The 22753-nt window shown below is 25.9% G+C and carries 19 protein-coding genes; 14 read left to right on the top strand and 5 right to left on the bottom strand.

Annotated elements, in window-relative coordinates; genetic code table 11:
* Positions 1–172 precede the first annotated feature (172 nt).
* The 14 genes from KGF39_RS04325 (at position 173) to KGF39_RS04390 (ending at position 18039) form a co-directional block, all read left to right on the top strand.
* Positions 173–2485, top strand: a complete 2313-nt coding sequence (locus tag KGF39_RS04325; RefSeq protein ID WP_227821339.1) for a glycosyltransferase — start codon at positions 173–175, stop codon at positions 2483–2485.
* Positions 2486–2551: 66 nt separating this feature from the next.
* A complete protein-coding gene (locus KGF39_RS04330; RefSeq protein WP_227821340.1) occupies positions 2552–5188 on the top strand; it encodes a YfhO family protein in 2637 nt (878 codons plus the stop codon).
* A 60-nt stretch (positions 5189–5248) separates the two neighbouring features.
* Positions 5249–6028: a glucose-1-phosphate cytidylyltransferase gene (gene rfbF, locus KGF39_RS04335; RefSeq protein WP_227821341.1), complete on the top strand. Its 780-nt coding sequence runs from the start codon at positions 5249–5251 to the stop codon at positions 6026–6028.
* Positions 6028–7098 carry a CDP-glucose 4,6-dehydratase gene (gene rfbG / locus KGF39_RS04340; RefSeq protein ID WP_227821342.1) on the top strand — a complete coding sequence of 357 codons (1071 nt, stop codon included), beginning with the start codon at positions 6028–6030 and terminating at the stop codon, positions 7096–7098. The genes rfbF and rfbG overlap by 1 nt, the downstream gene beginning before the upstream one ends.
* Entirely contained in the window at positions 7091–8434 is a 1344-nt protein-coding gene (gene rfbH, locus KGF39_RS04345; protein ID WP_227821343.1) for a lipopolysaccharide biosynthesis protein RfbH, read from the top strand. The genes rfbG and rfbH overlap by 8 nt, the downstream gene beginning before the upstream one ends.
* Positions 8435–8503: 69 nt before the next feature.
* Positions 8504–8872, top strand: coding sequence for a GtrA family protein (locus KGF39_RS04350; RefSeq protein ID WP_227821344.1), 369 nt, complete (start codon positions 8504–8506; stop codon positions 8870–8872).
* An 81-nt stretch (positions 8873–8953) separates the two neighbouring features.
* On the top strand, positions 8954–10666 hold the full coding sequence (locus tag KGF39_RS04355; protein WP_227821345.1) for a thiamine pyrophosphate-binding protein: 1713 nt from the start codon (positions 8954–8956) through the stop codon (positions 10664–10666).
* 9 nt (positions 10667–10675) lie between these two features.
* Positions 10676–11602 (top strand): NAD-dependent epimerase/dehydratase family protein, encoded by a 927-nt coding sequence (locus KGF39_RS04360; protein WP_227821346.1) that lies wholly within the window; start codon positions 10676–10678, stop codon positions 11600–11602.
* Positions 11599–12549 carry a glycosyltransferase family 2 protein gene (locus KGF39_RS04365; protein ID WP_227821347.1) on the top strand — a complete coding sequence of 317 codons (951 nt, stop codon included), beginning with the start codon at positions 11599–11601 and terminating at the stop codon, positions 12547–12549. Before KGF39_RS04360 ends, KGF39_RS04365 begins: the two co-directional genes overlap by 4 nt.
* A gap of 102 nt (positions 12550–12651) precedes the next feature.
* Positions 12652–14250, top strand: coding sequence for a glycosyltransferase family 2 protein (locus KGF39_RS04370; protein WP_227821348.1), 1599 nt, complete (start codon positions 12652–12654; stop codon positions 14248–14250).
* 51 nt (positions 14251–14301) lie between these two features.
* A complete protein-coding gene (locus tag KGF39_RS04375) occupies positions 14302–15258 on the top strand; it encodes a glycosyltransferase family 2 protein (RefSeq protein WP_227821349.1) in 957 nt (318 codons plus the stop codon).
* A gap of 49 nt (positions 15259–15307) precedes the next feature.
* The gene (locus KGF39_RS04380; protein ID WP_227821350.1) at positions 15308–16705 is read left to right on the top strand and encodes an undecaprenyl-phosphate glucose phosphotransferase; all 1398 of its coding nucleotides are present in this window, start codon (positions 15308–15310) and stop codon (positions 16703–16705) included.
* 46 nt (positions 16706–16751) lie between these two features.
* The gene (locus tag KGF39_RS04385) at positions 16752–17189 is read left to right on the top strand and encodes a small multi-drug export protein (RefSeq protein ID WP_227821351.1); all 438 of its coding nucleotides are present in this window, start codon (positions 16752–16754) and stop codon (positions 17187–17189) included.
* A 142-nt stretch (positions 17190–17331) separates the two neighbouring features.
* Positions 17332–18039: a PIG-L family deacetylase gene (locus tag KGF39_RS04390; RefSeq protein WP_227821352.1), complete on the top strand. Its 708-nt coding sequence runs from the start codon at positions 17332–17334 to the stop codon at positions 18037–18039.
* Positions 18040–18219: 180 nt separating this feature from the next.
* On the opposite strand, the gene KGF39_RS04395 is transcribed toward KGF39_RS04390, so the two are convergent.
* From KGF39_RS04395 to KGF39_RS04415, 5 genes are all read right to left on the bottom strand, one after another.
* The gene (locus tag KGF39_RS04395; RefSeq protein WP_413927066.1) at positions 18220–18975 is read right to left on the bottom strand and encodes an IS256 family transposase; all 756 of its coding nucleotides are present in this window, start codon (positions 18973–18975) and stop codon (positions 18220–18222) included.
* Positions 18976–18981: 6 nt separating this feature from the next.
* On the bottom strand, positions 18982–19242 hold the full coding sequence (locus KGF39_RS04400; RefSeq protein WP_227821353.1) for a hypothetical protein: 261 nt from the start codon (positions 19240–19242) through the stop codon (positions 18982–18984).
* 125 nt (positions 19243–19367) lie between these two features.
* Positions 19368–19943, bottom strand: a complete 576-nt coding sequence (locus tag KGF39_RS04405) for a flavodoxin family protein (RefSeq protein WP_227821354.1) — start codon at positions 19941–19943, stop codon at positions 19368–19370.
* Positions 19944–20132: 189 nt separating this feature from the next.
* Positions 20133–20555, bottom strand: a complete 423-nt coding sequence (locus KGF39_RS04410; RefSeq protein WP_227821355.1) for a 4Fe-4S dicluster domain-containing protein — start codon at positions 20553–20555, stop codon at positions 20133–20135.
* Between the two features lie 13 nt (positions 20556–20568).
* Positions 20569–22746 (bottom strand): molybdopterin-dependent oxidoreductase, encoded by a 2178-nt coding sequence (locus KGF39_RS04415; RefSeq protein WP_227821356.1) that lies wholly within the window; start codon positions 22744–22746, stop codon positions 20569–20571.
* Positions 22747–22753 lie beyond the last annotated feature (7 nt).

A 22753-nucleotide genomic window follows, 5' to 3' on the forward strand; every position in this document is an offset into this window, starting at 1 on the left:
AGAAAAAGATAGTATTATAGAAGAAAAAGATAGTATTATAGAAGAAAAAGATAGCATTATAAAGGAAAAAAATTTGCATATAGGTGAAGTAGAAAGTAATAAGTTATATAGAATAACAAAGGCTATTAGTAAAAGAATAAATAAGTAGACTTAATATATTAGGAGAAAGTCAATGAAAATAGATGTAATTGTACCAATTTACAATGCTTATGATTATACTGTTAAGTGTGTAGAATCTGTTTTAAATAATACAGATTCTACTAAGTATAATTTAATTTTAGTTAATGATAAAAGTACTGACAATAGAATTGATGTATACTTAGAAAATTTGAAAAGTAGTAATATTGATAATTTATACATTTTAAATAATGACAGTAATCTTGGATTTGTAAAAACTGTAAATAGAGGAATGAGTTTTAGTAATAATGATATTGTGTTATTAAATAGTGATACTGAAGTAACAAAAGATTGGTTAATGAAGATGAGCAGGGCAGCCTATTTAAACGAAAATGTAGCTACTGTTACTCCATTAACAAATAATGGGACAATATGTTCTGTGCCTGAGTTTTGTAAAGACAATGAATTACCAAAAGACTTAACTTTGGATAATTATGCATATATAGTGGAAAAAACTAGTTTAAAATTATACCCAGATATCCCAACTGCTGTAGGGTTTTGTATGTACATAAAAAGGAAAGTAATAAATGAAATTGGAATGTTTGATTCAGAGACATTTGGTAAAGGATATGGAGAAGAAAATGATTTTTGCTGTAGAGCTATAGAAAATGGATATTCGCATATACTTTGTGATGATACTTTTGTTTATCATAAAGGAAGTACATCATTTTTAGGGGAGAAAGAAGAACTTTGCAAAAAAAACTTAAAAATACTAAATCAAAGATATAAGTACTATGATAGGATGATAAATGACTTTGTTAAATCTGATGTTTTGAAGCCTATTTCGGATAATATTAATCTTCAATTAAAAATTAGAAATAATAATAAAAATGTTTTATTTATTTTACATAATGATTTTCTCAAAGGTATAAATCATCCTGTTGGTGGCACAGAATATCATGTTAAGGATTTAATTGAAAATATAGATGGAATTAATTTCTTTGTAATGTATGTATCTGATAATAAAATTAATTTGCAATTGTTTAACAATAATTCAAAACAGATAGGTTTTAATATTCCTATAAAAAGTTTAATAACAAATTTTACATTTGGAAGTACTAACTATAAAATTAATGTTGAAAAAATCATAGAATATTTTGATATAGACTGTATACATATTCATCATTTTAAAACAAATACTTTTGATATTATTGATATAGCAAAAGAAAGAGAAATACCTATTTATTTAACTATACATGACTTTTATTTAATCTGTCCAACTATAAATCTACTAGATGAAGAGAATACTTACTGTGAAAATATAAGAGGAAAAGAAAAATGCAATAATTGTTTAAAATCAAAACTTGGATGCTATACAAATGTCTTGCCTGTTTGGAATAGAAAAGTTTATGATAACTTAAAAAGATTTGATAAAGTATTTACTCCTTCAGAATCCTGCAAAAAAATAATAGATAATTATTATAAGGAAATATATGAAGATTATAAAATAGATATAGAAGTTGTAGAACATGGGCTTGGAGAAAAGTATCTAAGTTCTGAAAGAAAAAATAAAAATGATAATTTTAAGGTAGCCTTTATAGGTGGGATATCTGTTCATAAAGGTAGTGGGATAATTTACGATTTGGTAAAAAAAAATAATGATAAAAATATTGAATGGCATATTTTTGGAGATATTGGAGATTCGAAATTAGATGTATTATTAGATAAGCATATTATAAAGCATGGTAGATATGATAGAAACAATATAGAGAAATTACTTAATGAATATCAAATAGATTTAGTTTGCATATTATCGATATGGCCAGAAACATATTCTTATACTTTGAGTGAAACTATTTTAGCAGGAATTCCAGCTTTAGTAACTGATATTGGAGCATTAGGTGAAAGAGTTAAAAAATATGAATGTGGTTGGTGTATTTCAAGAAACTTAAATTATAAAGAAATATTAAATTCAATTTATTCTATAAAATCTGATATTGATTCTTATAATGAAAAAATTGAAAATATAAGGAATATAAAACTTTTAAGTAAACAAGAAATTGCTTCTAAATATAAACAATATTATTTAGATTCAAGAAAGAACTATTTTAAGTCAAACTTATATTATAATCGTGAAATGTTTGATTTATATTTAATTAGTAATGATGAATATGAAATTGAAAATATTGAGAGCATGTCTAGAGCAATTCAGTTTATAAAAAATGAAAATAACAATTTAAAACAAGAGATATTAACTATGAAAAATACTTTAGGATGGAAGATATTAAATTGTATACGTATAAAATTTCCTTTTTTAAAAAAAGTAACAAGAAAATTTTTATATTTTATAAAAACTTTTAAGTCATAAAACTTTATTTGAATCAAAAAAATAGATTAGAGGGAGATGAGTACAATAAAAAATATTCTAAAAAAAATGACTAATGATAAATGTTTTGTTATATTAAATTTTATAGTTATTATAATATGCTCAATTATTTATTTTAAATATATAAGTTTAGATAAAATATACTTACTTACAGATGTTGGTGCTGATAATATAAATTATCATTTACCTGTATATCAATATATTATAGAAAAAATAAAAATAGGAACAGAACTACCATTTTGGTCATTTAACATAGGGATTGGGACAAGTACACTTACAATTCAAAACTTTATTTTTGATCCATTCAATATAATATTACTTTTATTTTCAGTAAAAGATATTTATTATGGTTTTGTCTTTATTGTTATTTTTAAAATATATTTTTCCACAATAATTTTTTATAGATATTTAGAAAAAATAAATATAAAAGGAAAAAGTTCATTAATTGGAGCAATAATGTGGGGATTTAGTGGATATATGATTTTATGGTGTCAACATTATATTTTTGGAACAACAACAGTATTTTTTACATTAATAATGTATTCTTTTGAAAGATATATTAAAGATAATAAAGCAATAATGTTTATAATTTCGATAGCACTATTAGCTATTAATTCAGAATATATGTTATATGCTGTTAGTATATATATATACATATATATGGTATTAAGATATATATGTATATATGGTAAAGATATAAAAAAAATTATAAAAAAAATTATGAGAGTATCTTTATTATATATATTAGGTATTGGAATTAGTGCTGTTGTTTTTATACCTTCTGCATATGTAATTTTATCTTCACCAAGATTATCTTCAACTGTAGATTTTAGTGTTTTTTCAACATGGGATTTTAGTAAATTAGTCTCTATTTTTATAAGATTATTTTCAGCTAATCTTTTAGGAATAAACAATTATGTAGGGGCATTAAGGGACTATTATGAAACAATGATATTAAGTAGTAGTGTGTTAGTAGTGTTATTGATACCACAGTTGTTTATTATTGTACGAAATGATAAAAGAAAAAAAATTATATTAGTATGCTCAAGTTTAATGATTATTTTAGGAATTTCGTTTCCATTAGTATCATATATATTTAATGCTTTTTCAGCTGTTGCAACTAGATGGACGTATTTGATTACTTTTACCCTTATTTTAGGTACATCTATATCAATTGATTTTATAATTAAAAATAGGATGATTAATATTAAATTATTAATATATCAATGTATAGTAAGTATCTTGTTATTAGGTTTAGGTATAATATATTTATTTAAATATACAGGAAATATCAGCAACATTGTATTATTCAAAAAATCCTTATTACTATACATTGTGATATCTTTAATTATGGTATTATTTGTTTTTATGTTATATAAATATACAAAATATGAAGTTTCTATAAGTGTTGTAATAGTTATTTTAATTTTTGAAATTATATCTAATAACTATGCAACTGTAAATTCTCGACTAGTATTGGAAGATTCATTTATTAAATCTAAAACAGGATATAATGATAATACCTATGATGTAGTTGAGTATCTAAAGAAAATGGATAGGAATTTATTTTATAGAATAGAAAAAAATTATAGCTCAGTATTTTTAAATGATGCGATGTATCAAAATTATTATGGAACAGCATGCTATAATTCATTAAATTCACCAAGTTATACGGAATTTTTAAAAGAATTTAATTCATTATCTTTTAATAATAATTTTTTATATCCTTTACTTGAACGAGAAAAATTAGATAATTTCTTAGGGGTAAAATATATACTTTCATTAAATGAAATATCTAGAGATGATACTGAGTATTTAGGAAAATATAATGATATAAATATATATTTAAATAAAAAAGCTCTTCCATTAGGTTTTACATATGATTCATATATAACTAGACAAGAATTTGATGAATTAGATATTTCTTCAAAAGAAGATGCAATTTTAAATAATATTATACTTGATGATAAGGTTAAGTATATGAAGAAAGGAAAAATACCTCAATACAAGAATATAAGTAGTTTTATTTATGATTATAAAAATGTAGATGTAATAGATAATAATAAAAGTTATATAGAATATAAAGTGGTAAATGATGATCCAAATGTAAATATATTACTAGGTAATGAGGAACGGAATGGTATAACATTAACCTTAAATATTGACAGTGAACAAATTGGAGTAGGTCAAGTTTTTTACAAAGATAGCAATAGTGACTTTTCAGAGGATAAATCTATAAAGTTTAATGTATTTCCAAACAAAAAAGAGTATAATGTTTTTATAAACTATAAAGATATAGATAAATTAAGAATAGATGTTGGAAATTATAATGAAAAAATTAAATTAAGTAATATTAAAGTTAGAAAAGACGAAAATGAAGATTTTCTAAACAATAAAAATGTTTTTGAAATTACATCATTTAAAGAGGATAAAATAAAAGGGACAATACAATCTAGAAAAAAAGAGATTATAAATTGGACAATACCATTTGATAATGGTTGGAGAATAAAAGTAGATGGGAAAAAGGTCAAACCATTGAAAGTAAATATAGGTTTTTTAGGTGCAGAATTGGATGAAGGAAAACATGAGATTGAATTAAAATATATTCCACCAGGATTGATATTAGGAAGTTTTATTTCACTTATTTTTATTGTTATTACATTTATATTTAGAAAAAGATTTTAACCTAATAAGATGTAAACAAAAACTATATTATTTTTTCAAAAAGAAAAGGGGGATATTAAGATGAAAGTAGTTTTATTGGCAGGAGGATTTGGAACACGCATAAGTGAAGAAAGCTATTTAAGACCAAAGCCAATGATAGAGATTGGTGATATGCCTATATTATGGCATATTATGAAATTATATTCTTTTTATGGATACAATGAATTTATTATTTGTTGTGGGTATAAGGCACATGTAATAAAAGAATATTTTGCAGATTATTATCTTCATAGAAGTGACATAACATTTGATTTTACAAATAATAATAAAATGACAGTACACTCAAATGTAGCAGAGCCATGGAAAGTAACATTAGTTGACACAGGTATGGATACAATGACTGGAGGCAGAGTTAAACGTATTAAAAAATACATTGGAGATGAAACATTTATGTTAACTTATGGAGATGGTGTTTCAAATGTAAATATTAATGACTTAGTTAACTTCCATAAAAAACATGGAAAAATAGCAACAATGACTACAATAAATATAGGTCAACGCTATGGAGTGCTTGAAATAGATGATGATAATAACATAAATTCTTTCAGAGAGAAGTCTGATAATGATGGAAGTATGATTAATGCAGGGTTTATGGTATTGAATCCAAAAATATTTGATTTTATAGAAGGTGATTTAACTGTATTTGAGAAAACTCCTTTAGAAACCTGTGTAAATAGAAAAGAACTTGTGGCTTATAAACATTTAGGTTTTTGGAAATGTATGGATACTCTGCGTGATAAACAACAGCTAGAATTATTATGGGAATCTGGAAATGCACCATGGAAAGTGTGGAATGACTAATGTTTGATGTGGAATTTTATAAAAATAAAAAAGTTTTAGTTACAGGACATACAGGGTTTAAAGGAAGTTGGCTTTGTAGAACTCTTATACTTTTAGGTTCAAATGTAACTGGATATTCCTTGGAACCAAATAAAAATAACAATTTATTTTATATATCAGAAGTTGAAAAAAATATGAATTCTATTATAGGAGATATAAGAGACATGAATTCTTTAATGAAGGTTTTTAAGAATGTAAAACCAGAAATAGTATTTCATTTAGCAGCACAACCAATAGTTAAAGAATCATATAACGATCCTCTGTATACATATGAGACAAATGTAATGGGTACTGTTAATATTTGTGAGTGTATTAGACAAAGTTCTTGTGTCAAATCATTTTTAAATATAACAACAGATAAAGTATATAAAAATAGAGAATGGGAGTGGGGGTATAGAGAAAATGAATCATTAGATGGATTTGACCCTTATTCCAATAGTAAATCTTGTTCTGAATTAGTAACACATAGTTATAAAAATTCATTTTTTAATGATTTAAATGTAGCTACATCTACTGCAAGAGCTGGTAATGTTATTGGTGGAGGAGATTTTGCTAATAACAGAATTATTCCAGATTGTATAAGAGCGGTGATAGAAGATAAAGATATTGTAATATATAATCCTAATTCAATAAGACCATATCAACATGTGTTAGAAGCCATATTTACATATTTACATATTGCTCAGATGCAATACATTGATAAAAAATATTCTGGTTATTATAATGTTGGTCCAGACGATCAAGATTGTATAACAACAGGAGAATTGGTTAACTTGTTTTGTTCAAAATGGGGTAACAATGTTAAATGGATTACAAAACAGGTGGATGGTCCACATGAAGCTAATTTTTTAAAATTAGATTGTTCAAAGTTGAAGTCTGTGTTTGGATGGAAGCCAAAATGGGGGATAGAAGAAGCTATAGATAGAACTGTAGAATGGTATAAAATGTACCTAAAAAATAGTAATGTATTAGAGTGTATGGATAAACAGATTTATGAAATTTTAAGAGTAGGAGAAAGTAACAATGTTTGAAAATATGAATGAAAAAGAAGCAAGAGTAGAAATTCTAAATATGGTTGAAAATTATTGTAATACCTATCATAACATATCAAAAGAATTTAAGGAAGGAGAGAAAATACCATATGCATCTAGAGTATATGATAGTCATGAAATGATAAATTTAGTAGATAGTTCTTTAGAATTTTGGCTAACATCTGGAAAATATACAGAAAAATTTGAAACAGAATTCTCAAACTATTTAAATGTTAAATACTGTTCATTAGTTAATTCGGGATCTTCTGCAAATCTTATTGCTTTTATGTCTCTGACATCACCATTATTAGGTGATAGAAAAATTTATCCAGGTGATGAAGTAATAACAGTTGCTGCAGGGTTTCCAACCACTATTACTCCAATTATACAATATGGAGCAATTCCTGTATTTGTAGATGTTACAATTCCACAATATAATATTGATGTAGAAAAATTAAAGGATGCCTTATCTGAAAAAACAAAAGCAGTTATGATAGCACATACATTAGGTAATCCATTTGACTTGAAGTCTATAAAGGAGTTTTGTGAAAAATATAATTTATGGTTAATAGAGGATAATTGTGATGCATTGGGCTCTAAATATATGATTGATGGTGAAGAAAGATTTACAGGGACTATTGGAGATATTGGCACATCTAGTTTCTATCCTCCACATCATATGACTATGGGAGAAGGGGGAGCCGTATATACTAACAATTCATTATTAAATAAGTGTATTAGATCTTTAAGAGACTGGGGAAGGGATTGCGTATGCAAGTCTGGTAATGATGATTTTTGCGGACAAAGATTTAATAATAAATATGGAGAGTTACCACTAGGATACGACCATAAATATGTATATTCTCATTTTGGGTATAATTTAAAAGCTACAGATATGCAAGCAGCTATTGGGTGTGCACAATTGGAAAAAATTAAAAGTTTCACTGAAAAGCGTATATACAATTTTAATAAATTGAAAGAAGGGCTAATGGATATTCAAGAAAAAATAATTCTTCCAGAAGCTTGCCCTAAATCAACCCCAAGTTGGTTTGGTTTTTTAATTACTTGCAAACAAGGTGTTAAAAGGAATTTAGTCGTACAGTATCTTGAGAAAAAAGGAATTCAAACTAGAATGTTATTTGCTGGAAACTTAATTAAGCATCCATGTTTTGATGAGATGAGAAAAGAAATGAGTGGTTTTAGAGTAGTTGGAGACTTAACTAATACAGATAGAATTATGAATGATACATTTTGGGTTGGTGTGTATCCTGGAATGACAGAAGATATGCTTAATTTTATGATAAAAACAATTAGAGAGTCTGTTGATTTAGTTTAAGATAATAAATAAAAGAAAAGGTATAAATATGATATTTGATATTAAGAATAAAAAAAAATTTTAAATTTAATGTGTCAATTTACAAAGTTTGGTATAGTTGGTTTTTCTAATACAATAATATTTTTATTAGTTTATTATGTATTAATATTTTTTAAAGTGAACTATTTAATTGCTAATGCTATTGGATTTATTATAAGTGTAATTAATGCATATTATTGGAATAGTAAATATGTATTTAAGAAAAAAGAACATAGGAACCATAAAATAGCGTTTATTAAGGTATTCTCATCTTATTTTTTAACTTTCTTATTGAGCACACTATTTTTAATTATTATGGTAAAATATATGGATATATCAAACACTATTGCGCCCATTATTAATTTATGTATTACGATACCATTAAATTTTCTATTAAATAAAGTATGGGCAATGAAATAAAATTAAAAAATACTTGATAGAATTAAAGAGTAATTATGTTGAATTATATACTTTAATAAACAATTTAGAAGGGAATAAGCTATGAAAGTTTCAGATTATATAGTAGAATTTTTTATATCAAAAGGAATAACTGATGTATTTGGATATCCTGGAGGAATGACAACTCACTTGATGGATTCATTTAATAAATACAAAGATTCAATAAAGTCTCATGTAAATTATCATGAGCAGGCTTCTTCTTTTGCAGCCTGTGGATATGCACAATCTTCATTAAAACCTGGTGTTGCTTATGCAACTAGTGGTCCTGGTGCAACAAATATGGTTACAGGTATATGTAATGCATACTTTGATTCAATACCAGTTATTTTTGTAACTGGTCAAGTTAACACTTATGAATCAAAAGAGGGTTTAAATGTTAGACAAAAAGGATTTCAAGAAACTGATATAGTAACTATGACAAATATATGTACAAAATATTCAACAAAAATTGTTAGTGAATATGACATAAAGTATGAGTTAGAAAAAGCATATTCAATTGCTATGAGCGGAAGACCAGGACCTGTTTTATTAGATATTCCTATGAATATACAAAGGATGGAAATTAATTTAGAAGATTTAAAAAGCTATGAAGAAGAAAGTATAGAATATAATGTAGATGATATGGTTTCTTTAATTTATCAAGAGTTGGAAAAATCGAAAAAACCATGTATTCTTGCTGGTGCAGCAATACAAAATAGTGGAATGGTGGACGTTTTTAGAAAACTTATAAGTAATTTAAAGATACCAGTAGTAACAAGCATGATTGCTATTGATACTATTAATCGTAATGATGAGTATAATTTTGGATTTATAGGTGCATATGGAATGAGATACTCTAATTTTATTTTATCTAAATGTGATTTAGTAATAACTTTAGGGACAAGATTAGATGTTAGACAAACAGGTGTTACAAAAGAAAATTTTGCAACAAATGCTAAAATTATAAGAATTGATATAGATGAAGGAGAACTTACAAATAAAATTCACAAAGATGAAATTCAATTAATATCAGATTTAAAAACAATATTGCCAAATTTGTATGCTGAATCTAAAGAATGGATGGCAAAAGGTATAAATTTTTATAAATGGTTAGATACATGTAATATCATGAAAAAAAAGTTAGCAAATATAGATGAGAGATATCCTAATAAAATTATAAGAAAATTAAGTGAATGCATACCATCAGATTCAATTATAACAACAGATGTAGGACAAAATCAAGTTTGGATAGCACAATCAATAGAAGTGGACAATATGAGAGTGCTTTTTTCTGGTGGCCATGGAGCAATGGGATATTCTTTACCAGCTTCTATTGGAGCATATTATGGAACAAAAAAAAATGTTATAAGTTGTAATGGAGATGGAGGTATTCAAATGAATCTTCAAGAGTTGCAATTCATAGCACGCGAAAAGCTTCCTATAACTATTTTAATATTTAATAATTATTCTTTAGGAATGATTAGACATTTCCAAGAAATGTATTTTGATAAGAATTATGTACAAACAAATTCAACGAGTGGCTATACAGTTCCCGATATGGAAAAAATTGCATTTTCTTATGGAATAGATTATCATAAAATAAATAAGATTGAGGAGATGAATGTAGATATTATGACAAGTGAAACGCCTAAAATAATAGAAATAGAACTAAGTGATACCACATATGTTTTTCCTAAATTAGCAGTGGGTAAATTAAATCAAGATCAAGAGCCTGAAATTGATAGAGATTTATATAAAGAACTAGAAAGTTTATAGTGGATAATTATGAAACAAATTGTGATAACAGGAGCTACTAGCTTTATAGGGAATAATTTAATAAAAAAATTTTTAGAGTATGACTATTATATTTATGCAGTAGTCAGACCTAATACTAAAAATATTAACTCAATAATAAAACATAAGAATGTAGAAATTATTGAACTTTCTATTGAAGATATGTGTGAACTTTCTAAATTTATATCAGGTGAAATTGAATTCTTATTCCATTTGGCATGGGAAGGTACTAGAAATCCATATAGAGATAATAGTATTATACAAGAAAAAAATTATAAAGCATCAATTCAAGTTATAGAGGAAGCTAATAAATTAGGATGTAAAAAATTTATTGGTATTGGTTCTCAAGCGGAATATGGTATAGGTAATGAGAAGGTTGATGAGTTATCTGTAACTAACCCATTGACTGAATATGGAAAATATAAGTTAAACACTAAAGAATCATGTGAACAAATAGCTTTAAAAGTAAATATGAAATTTATATGGGCTAGAATATTTAGTGTATATGGAATACATGATAATAATAAAACCTTAATCATGTATTGTTTAAGGCAAATGCTAAAAAATGAAGAGGTTTTATTGACAAAATGTACACAAAAATGGGATTTTACATATGTAGATGATGTTGTAAATGCTTTGTTTGAATTAGCTATACAAGATTGTGAAAACGGAGTTTACAATATATCAAGCGGAAATACAAAAATATTGAGTGAATTTATATTGGAAATGAAAGAAATAACTAACTCTAAGAGTAAGTTGAGTTTTGGCATAGTACCATGTGATGTATCGAATTCAGTTGGATTTGAACCCATAGTAAATAAATTAAAAAAAGAAACTGGATGGGAAGCTAAAATTAGTTTTAAAAAAGGAGTACAAGAGTTAGTAAAATATATGAAAAATAAGGAAGCAGAATTATGAAAAAAATAAGTGTACTTATTCCAACTTACAATGAAGAAGAAAATGTAGTGCTATTAAGTGAAATGATAATAAATGAGTTTAAGACTAAGCTAAATAAATATGATTATGAGATAATATTTATAGATAATTATTCAGTTGATGATACTAGAATTTTGATACAAAAATTATGTAATGAAAATAAGAACATAAAAGCAATTTTTAATTCAAAAAACTTTGGTCAATTTAATTCTCCATATTATGGATTATTGCAAACAAAAGGTGACTGTACTATTTTAATGTGTGCAGATTTTCAAGAGCCAATAAGTATGATTTCTAAATTTGTGAATGAATGGGAAAAGGGCTATAAAGTTGTTATTGGAAAGAAAGTAGCAAGTAAAGAAAATAAAATTATGTACTTGATGAGATCTTTCTACTATAAGCTTATAAAAAGATTGTCAGATATCGAACAAATAGAACATTTTACTGGTTTTGGTTTATATGATAAAAGTTTTATAAACATTTTAGCTCAATTAGATGATCCGACACCATTTTTGAGAGGTATAGTAGCTGAATTTGGAATAAAGAGAAAAGAAATAGCTTATGAACAAGAAAAAAGAAGAGCTGGTAAAACAAATAATAATTGGTATAGTCTATATGATGCTGCTATGTTAAGTTTTACTTCTTATACAAAAATAGGTCTTAGATTAGCAACTATATTAGGATTTATATTTTCTGGGTTAGGTTTAATTGTAACTTTTGTGTATCTGATGCTAAAATTAATATACTGGGAAAGATTTGTTGCAGGTGTTACACCTATTTTAATAGGTATTTTCTTATTTGGATCAATTCAATTATTTTTTATAGGTTTATTGGGAGAATATATAATGAATATGAATACCAGAATTATTAAGAGGCCATTAGTTATTGAAGAAAAAAGAATTAATTTTGAAGATATGAATAAGAGTTAAATAGTATATATTTGGAATTAATTTGATTTAATTATAAAGTCAGTAGTAGGATTGTAAATAGTGTTTATATTTTTATTAAAGTGTTAGGAGTTGAAAATTTTGATGTCATTTTCCATTAGTAAGATAATAAATAGTATTAAATATTTAGGAATTAAGAAAACATACTATAAGGGAATTAATAAATTTTATGTAAATAATATAAATAAGATTTATTACCAAAAAAACAAAAATATATCACTAAATCATGAAAATAAATTTGAAAATATCAAATTTAGCATAGTTGTTCCTATATATAATACTGAAGAAAGATTTCTGAGAGAGATGATAGAGTCTGTATTAAATCAAACTTATAAAAATATTGAGCTTTGTATTGCTGATGGAGGAAATCAAATTGATAATCAAAAAATAATTTTAAAATATCAAGAAAAAGATAATAGAATTAAGTATAATAAGATTGGTTTTAATGGCGGAATTGCATTTAACACTAATAAGGCTATAGAGATTTGTAGTGGAGACTATGTTGTATTTATAGATCATGATGATTTTATTGATGAAAATTCAATGGCTTGTATTAGTAATTGCATAGAAGCAGAGAAATGTGATGTTTTATATACAGATGAAGATAAGGTTGATGAGGAAAGTAAAATTTTTTTCGAGCCTCATATAAAGCCTGATTGGTCACCAAGATTGTTAAAATCATATAATTATATATGCCATATGTTTGTTGTTAAAAAAGAACTAATTGATGTGCATGGATTAATTTTAGATGGTTATGATGGAAGTCAAGATTATGAATTTATATTAAGAATGTGTAAAAATGCAAATAAAATAGTTCATTTACCTATAGTATTGTATCATTGGAGAGTTAATAAAAATTCTACTGCAGGAGATATATTTAAAAAAAAATATGCTATAGATAAAGGAAAGAAAGTTCTAGAAGACTTTATGAAAATAGAAAAAGTAGATTGTAAAGTTATTTCTAGTGATTATATTGGAGCAAATGAAATAATTTTTGACTTTAACTATAATAATATCATAACAATTATATTATATGGGGAGAAAATAACTATCAAGGAATTAGAAGTTAAATATGAATATATGAAATATGCCCTTAACATTGATTCATTTGATATGTATTTTTATAATTACAAAGAAGAAACAATAATGAATCTAAAGGGCAATGTCTTAGATACAAATATATTTAACAATAATTGGCTTATAAATAAGTATGTTTTAGTTGTTCATAAAGATGTAAAGTTTTTGAGTGAAAATATTTTAAGTACTTTTTTAGGTGAAGTAAATATGGATGATACAGCAATTGTTTTTCCAAAAATTTTGAAAGATAAAAAAACAGTTAGGTCTTTTGGACTGTCAATCAAAAATAAAAAACTACATAGAATATATGAAGATTTTAATAAGAATATACCTGGATATATGGGACGTCTAAACCTTACAAATAATATTTTATTTGCAGAACCAGTAGTATTTTTTACAAAGAAAGATATTTTTTTAGAAAATATTAAGTTTAGTTTTGTAAATGAACAAAATTGGATTGATTTATTAATAGAATTATTTTATTCTAAAAAATATTGTTGTATAACACATAATGTTGAAGTAGTAACAGATTTAAATTTAAATTGGGAAAATGTATATTTAAAAAACTTACAAGAACCATATTTTCAAATAATGGAATACAGTTAAAGACACAATAAAGTTGAGGTTAAAAAATATTTAATAATATGGAGATTTTTTATGGTTGATATAATAATTCCAAACTATAATGGTAGTAAATATCTAAAAAAGTGTATAGAATCTATTCTAAAACAAAAATATAGTAAATTTAGAATAATAATAATAGATAATAATTCAACTGATGATATTTATAATATCATCAAAAATTATAAAAATTTAATATTTAAGAAGTTAGATAAAAATTATGGATTTAGCAAGGCAGTAAATGAAGGGATTAAGTTATCAAAGTCTGATTATGTAGTGCTCTTAAATAATGATACAGAAATTAAAGACGATTGGCTAGAGAAAATGTTAGCGAAAATAAAGTCAGATGAAAAAATATTTTCAGTCTGTTCTAAAATGATAAAATATAATGATAAAACTTTAATTGATGATGCAGGTGATGAATATACTCTATTTTCATGGACAATAAAACGTGGAGATGGAAAAAAAATAAATAGATTTAATAGAGATAAAAGTGTATTTAGTTCATGTGCAGGGGCTGCAATATATAGAAAAGATATATTAGAAGAAATAGGATATTTTGATGAAACCTTTTTTGCATATATGGAAGATGTAGATATATGCTATAGAGCTAAGATAAATGGATATAAGAATATGTATTGTGCAGATGCTCAAGTTTATCATGTAGGAAGTGCAACTTCAGGAAGTAAATATAATTCGTTTAAGGTAAAATTATCTGCAAGAAATAATGTATATGTTATATATAAAAATTTACCTTTTTTTCAAATTCTTATTAATGGCTTATTTATTTTAATGGGTTTTTTAATTAAATATATTTTTTTTAGTAAGAAAGGGTATGGAAAAGAATATAAAAAAGGTTTTATAGAAGGTATTAAAACCTTGAAAAATGTAGAAAAAAATACTTTTAAATTTAAAAATATGTTAAACTATATAAAAATAGAGTATTTACTTATAATTAATATGTTTAAATATATTTTAAGTATAATATTTTAATTATAAGGATATATCTCATAATTAAGATGCATTAGGAAAAGGTGTTATTATGATAAAGGAAAATCAAAAAGTGTTGAATAAAATGCAGATGTTATTAGATATATTGATAGTATTAGTTTCTTTTTTATTAGCTTATATTACCAAGTTTATCTTTTTAGGAGGAATAAATTCCATAGGTATTAGAGGTTATATAATAACAACTGTGTTGTCACTACTTCTGTATTTTATACTATATAATATAGTAGATTTATATAGTACAAAAAGAACTGTAAATTTATATAAAGTAATTAAACAAATAATAATAGCTAATATAATAAGTATATCAATTTTAGCATTTACATTTTTTATAGTAAAATTGGTAAATTATTCAAGAACAGTGTTAATTTTGTTTGTAATATACAATACAATATTAACAAGTATGAGTAGAATAATTATAAGATATGTGTTAAGACGATATAGAAGAAATGGTTACAATCAAAAACATTGTTTGATAATAGGTTTGAATGAGAGTTCTATTAAGCTTGCAGAGAATATAAGTAAAAATAAACAATGGGGATATAATATAGTTGGATACTTAGAAGAATATAACGATAAAGGAAATTATAGATCTAATATAAATAAAGTGCTAGGAAATGTAAATGAGTTAGAAAATATATTGGAAAATAATTGCTTAGATATAGTATTTATAGTATTACAAGAAGAGGAGATTTCAAAGTTAAGACATATAATAAGGCAATGTGAAAAAGCTGGAGTAAAAACAAATATAGTTCCTCATTATTATGAGTGTTTTCCATCAAAACCTTATATGGATGACCTAGATGGTATTCCAATAATAGAGACAAGATGTGTACCTTTAGATAACTATTTTAATAATGCATGTAAAAGGATATTTGATATAATATTTTCAATACTTGCTATACTGATAACTTTTTTAATAATGCTGATTTCAGTAACACTAATAAAAATAACATCTCCAGGACCAATAATTTATAAGCAGACAAGAGTAGGATTAAATAGAAAGAACTTTGATATGTATAAATTTAGGTCTATGAGAGTTCAAGAAGATAAAGTAGAAAGAACTCAATGGACAACTAAAAATGATCCTAGAAAAACAAAGTGGGGATCTATAATTAGAAAAACAAGTATAGATGAGTTACCACAATTTTTTAATGTTTTAAAAGGTGATATGTCAATAGTAGGGCCAAGGCCAGAAAGACCTTTTTTTGTGGAAAAATTTAAAGATGAAATACCAAGATACATGATAAAGCATCAAGTAAGGCCTGGAATAACTGGATGGGCTCAAGTAAATGGATATAGAGGAGATACTTCAATAGAGAAGAGAATAGAGCATGACTTATATTACATAGAAAATTGGACATTTTTATTTGATATAAAAATAATATTTTTAACACTATTTAAAGGAATTGTAAATAAAAATGCATATTAGAATAATAAGTAGTGTTTTTAGGAATCTAAATACAAGGAGAGATAGATTGGAATATATAAATTTAATATTTTTTTCTATGATACCAGTCATAGAACTTAGGGGAGCTATACCAATGGGTTTGGCTCTAGATTTAAATCCATTATTGGTATATTTATCATGTTTAATTGGCTCTACTATAATAGGTATACCAATATTACTAACATTTAGATATATATTAAATTATTTCAAACTGAAAGGATATTTCAAGTATTTAATTGATTTGTTTGAAAATAAATTACGTAAGAGAGCGAAACAGTTAAAGTCAATAAGTGTAATTGGAATAATCTTATTTGTTGGAATTCCGCTACCAACTACAGGAACTTGGAGTGCGGCTGGGATTGCATCATTACTTGAAATGAGATTGAAAGATGTAGTTTTAGGCATATTTTTTGGCAATGCTTTATCTGGATGTATTGTATTTGCAATATCGTACCATATTTTTTAAGAAAAAATTAAAATAGTAAATATTTAAAGATTTTATATATTTTTTATATAATATTTTGCCAGGAGCAAAATATAAAGTAAAAATTATTTGTTATTAAAAACTACAACATTAATAGATTTTTATTAAAAGGGAGGACAGAATATTGGTAGAAGCAACTTTATTTTTTTCACCACATCAAGATGATGAAACTTTAAGCATGGGAAATGCAATAATTGAACATGTTGGAAAAAGTGATACACATGTAATACTATGTACAGATGGTAGTAAATCAATAATAAGAAAGGTATTAGATGATGGAGGAACATGCTCATATCATATAAAAGACATACATAAATATTCTCTGCCAGAAGAAGAATTCTCAAAAGACAGAGATGAAGAATTTAAAGATAGTTGTAAGGAAATGGGAGTTAAAGAAAGTAATATACATATAGAAGAAAATAGAGCTCATGATGGAGAATTGAGTAAAGAAAAAGCAAAAGAAATAATATTGAAATATCTAGATAAATATCCAAATGCAAAAGTAAAAACAGTAACCCCATATAAAGCTAGTGGAATACATGAAGACCATAGAGCTTTAGGTGAAGCAGCATTAGAGTTATATAAAGAAGGAAAAATAAAGGATTTAAGATTTTATGTAGAACCATATGATTATAATGATTTCACAAAAGTTAATCCAAATGTAGACGTATGGAAAGTTTTAAATAGCCAAGAAAATAAACTACTGAATGCTATGAATGTTTATAAAAAATGGAATCCAGAGAATGGACAGTATGCAATAGGATATCATTCTGTAAAATCACACTTTGATGAATTAAAGAAAAATAAGATTCAATATGTACATACACCTTAACATCTAATATATTTATATTACTTAAATATATAGATAGGAGCTGTCGCATGAGCAAATTAAATTTTTACTGATAGGGCTATGGCTTTAAAAATCATAGCCTTATTTTGATATTTTTTCCATTTTTGCAAAAATTATTACCCCTTTAAGAAAATTTCTTAATTTTTTTGAAATATTTCTTTATTAATTTAGAGTTAAAATTCTTTCTTCAAAATAAATACTTAAATGAGCTAAAATTTGAGTCCAATTTCTAATCTTTTGAGTCCATTTTTCCTCTAAGAGCGATAGCTCACTTAACGCTACCTCTTCTGTAATCGCAGCATATACTTTCTTTAAATCTTTTGCAAATTCTTTTCTATTTTTATATGATACATAATTTAAAGTATTTCTAATTTGATGTACAACACATCTTTGTATTTCAGTATCAGGAAATACTGCTTTAATTGCATCAGAAAATCCAACTAGTCCATCTACAGAAGCTATTAATATATCCTTAACTCCTCTGTTTTTGACATCTGTAAGTACCTTTAGCCAATACTTTGAACTTTCATTTTCTCCAATCCATATTCCTAAAACCTCCTTTATGCCTTCTAAGTTAATACCTATAGCTATATAGGCTGCTTTGTTTATTATTCTACCTTCACTTCTAACTTTATAATGTATAGCATCCATAAATACAATTGGATAAATCATATCAAGAGGTCTGTTTTGCCATTCATGAGCTAAAGGTAGAACTCTATCAGTAATTTTAGCTATTAGAGAATGAGATATATCAATTCCGTAAATACTTTTAAGGTGGCTTGATATATCTCGAGTGGACATGCCTTTTGAGTACATTCCAATCACTTGGTTCTCTATTCCTGATATATCATTTTCATAATTTCTAATTACCTTTGGTTCAAAATCTCCATTTCGGTCTCTTGGAATATTTAAAGTTATTTCTCTCTATATTTCTCTTGAAGAATAAATACAGTTCATGTTTGCATATATTATAATTTTCAAAAGTTGTCTAGGGGTTACTCTATTTCCTCTAATTCGAGAATAAGTCTTATATAGTTTTTCTAAGTTCATCTCCTCAATAATTTGACTTAATAACCTTACAGAATCATCTTTTGGAATCATATAATCAATATTTAGTGGTAATTTAAATTGATAATTATCACCATAAATAGTATAATCAAGTTGTATAATGTTTTGTTTTGACATACAATTATTATACAAGAATCCCAGGCTCTTTTGAACTTGGGATTTATTTTTTTTATACAAAAAAGGGCGTAGCACTATTTTCTAGTGCGACAGCCCCTTAACTATGCTCTAAATTAAAATTTTATCTATTCATTGATATCAATGGCTATTTTCATTCCAAGATTATAGGCCTTTCTCAATACCTTAAAATTTTTTCTAGTGGAATTCCTTTCAAATGCTTTGGTTACAACTATAGTTTTGTAGTGATTTAAGCCCATGCCCTTTAAATGTTTTGCAGTATACTTAAAATATTTTTTAAATAAAAACGAAATAGGAGCTGCTTGAGTATAGACCATTATTAACCTTTTTTGACCAAACCTAGGTGTATGCTTAGACTTATTTATCTCTGTTAAAGGATACAATCTATCTAAAAGTAGCTTTGTTTGAGCTGATACCTGACATATATATACTGGCGAACCAATTATTATATATTCGGCACTTTTTATATCTTCATATATGTCAATCATATCGTCTTTAAATGCACAAGTAGGAACTTTTCTACAGTATAGACAGCCTTGGCATCCTTTAATATTCATATCATTTAGATAATATTTTTTAACTTCAACATTATTATCATTTACACCTTTTATTATCTCATCAAGTATTGTGTCTAAATTCCCGTTTTTCCTTGGACTGCCCATAAAGGCTAATACTTTTACCATATTGAGTTCTCCTGTCTAATTTATTTTTCTAAATTTAACCTAAAACACACTTTATTCTAACAATATATTTTATATACTTTATCAGAAAATACTTTATATCTGTTTTATGTTATATTTTATATTACAAAAGTATAGCAAAAGATAATTCTTAACACAAGTATTTAAAAGGAGTATAGCAATTTAATCCAGTTATTTATTAAACTCTAATGCTCCTGTAGGACATACCATTACACAAGGCGAATCCATACCACACTTATTTCTTTCAATGCAACCATTACATTTATTTGCCTTACCATCCTTTCCATAAATCAATGCTCCATATTCACAAGCTTTTTCACAAAGTTTACATCCTATACAGTTTTGATTATCTAATACAACGAACCCATCTTCTTTTCTAAAGCATTCTTTAGGACATACATCTAAACATTTTGGCTCATCACAATGAATACATGATAATGAAAAATATTCTACATTTTCACCTTTTTCCACTGTAAATACATGTCTAAAAAGTTCACCATTATCTATATTATTATCATTTTGATCTATACAAGCAAGTAGACATGCTCCACATGCTGTACATAACTCTTTGTTAAATTTAAATAAATTTTTCATTATATCCCTCCATTTATCTATTCATCTTTTCAATCTTACATTTACAACTTCTATATGCAGGGAATCCACTATAAGGGTCAAAATTATCACAGACAATACTATTTATATCAGCTTCTCTGTATCCATGATACATATGTATATTTCTGTATAAAACTCTGTCAGTAACATTGACCTTTACATTCAAACTTCCTATCTTAGTAGTTATTTTTATATAATCTCCACTAATAACATCCAATTCTTTTGCATCTAGACTAGAAATATCGCAACTAGCTTCATTTTTTAATATTCTTGAAAGTTTGATGTCATGAAGTCTTGAATGTAGTGCATTTGGAATTCTTGCTCCTGATGTCAATAAATAAGTATAATCATCATCTATATCACCATTAAAATCTTTATATGTTGGTAATGCGTCCAATCCAAAATCTTTATACTTTTCAATAATTGTAGATTTTAATTCAAACTTAGATGTACTAGTATCGTATCCATCTCTTGTATATGAGCCTACTATGTATGGCTTAAAATCTCTACATTTTAATGATAAATCACTTTCTTTAAGTTTATCTATATCTACACAGGTATCTTTGAACATATGTCTTATACTTGCTTCATAACCTGCCTTCAATAAATCATCTTCTATATCCATAACATTTGCTAAATCTGAAAGTATTTCTACATCTGATTTTGAATCATATAATGTATCAATAACTTTTTTAGTATATGTAATATATCCCCCTGGATAACTCTTACATTCTTCTCTCTCAAAAGATGTACATGCAGGCAAAAGTATATCTGCATATTTTGATGCATCTGTCATAAATAAATCTACATTTACAAAAAAATCTACAGTGTCCAATGCTTTGAAAAGTCTTCCTGAGTTAGGAAACATTCTAGCATTTATACCATGACAAAACAAAGCTCTTATTTCATATGGTGTCTTTTCTTCTATTTGTCTAGGTAAGTCCATAGCTTGAAATTGAGTCACCATCTCATTCCATAGAGGGAATCTTTCTCCACCAATTCTTTCATTTATATTTTTAGGTAGAACTTCTTTTACGAACTCTTTTTCTAGTGATTGAAATCCACCTATCTTACCAGCAAAGTAATCTTGTTTTGGTATATTACCTCCTATCCTGTCATAGTTTCCTGTTATGGCAGATAAAGACATCATTGCTCTATAGTTTTGGAATCCATTTTGATGATGAACTATTGGAGCTGCACTTTCATTTATACAAAATGGACCTTGTGACAACATCTCTACAGCTTTTACTATATCGTCTTTAGAAACTCCTGTAATTCTACTTACAGTATCTAAATCAAATGATTTTACATATTCTTTATATTCATTAAATCCATGGACATGTTTTTCTATGTATTCTTTATCTATTAAATCTCTTTGTATAAATAAATTTGCCATTCCAAGAGCTAAAGCCCCATCAGTTCCAGGTTTAACTCTTAAATGTAAATCTGCTACTTTTTGAGTTGTTGGTGTTATTCTAGGGTCTACAATTATAAATTTTAAACCTTTTGCTTTTAATTTTGTTAGATTTACACTATTTAAAAATTTAGAGTAATATGGATTAAATCCCCACCCTAAATAAGTTTTTGCATTCTCCATATCTTGCATTGTAAAGTTTCTTCCAGTAGCAACATTTCCAGCCATCTGTGCTGATGTTGAACATGAACTAGATTCTGTACCATAATTAGGAGATCCAAATGAAGATGCAAACCTTTGTAAAAACGGTCTGTACCACTTTCCATAACCTGTAAAAAAAGCTACATGTTTTGCTCCATACTCAGACTTTACTTTATTTAATTTTTCTCCTATTTCTCTATAAGCCTCTTCCCATGATATTGTCTTAAATTTACCTTCACCCCTTTTTCCAACTCTCTTTAGAGGTGTCTTTATTCTATCTTCTCTATAAATATATTCTCTATTACAAAGACCTTTTGTACATAACAATCCTTTATTCATTGGATGCTCTTTTGTACCTTCTATTTTTATTACTTTACCATCTTTAACGTATGCATCGATTCCACAATGTACTCCTGGAGAACAAATATCACATAAAGTTCTCTTTATTTCTATACCAGTTTCCTTACATGGTATTTTAGCTTTAAGTTGTTTGCAACTATCCATATTAATATTTTCCTTTCCTAATAATAAATACAAATTACTAAACTCATTATACATTCTTTTT

The organism is Clostridioides sp. ZZV14-6345 (assembly GCF_020657775.1).
GTDB lineage: Bacteria > Bacillota > Clostridia > Peptostreptococcales > Peptostreptococcaceae > Clostridioides > Clostridioides difficile_D.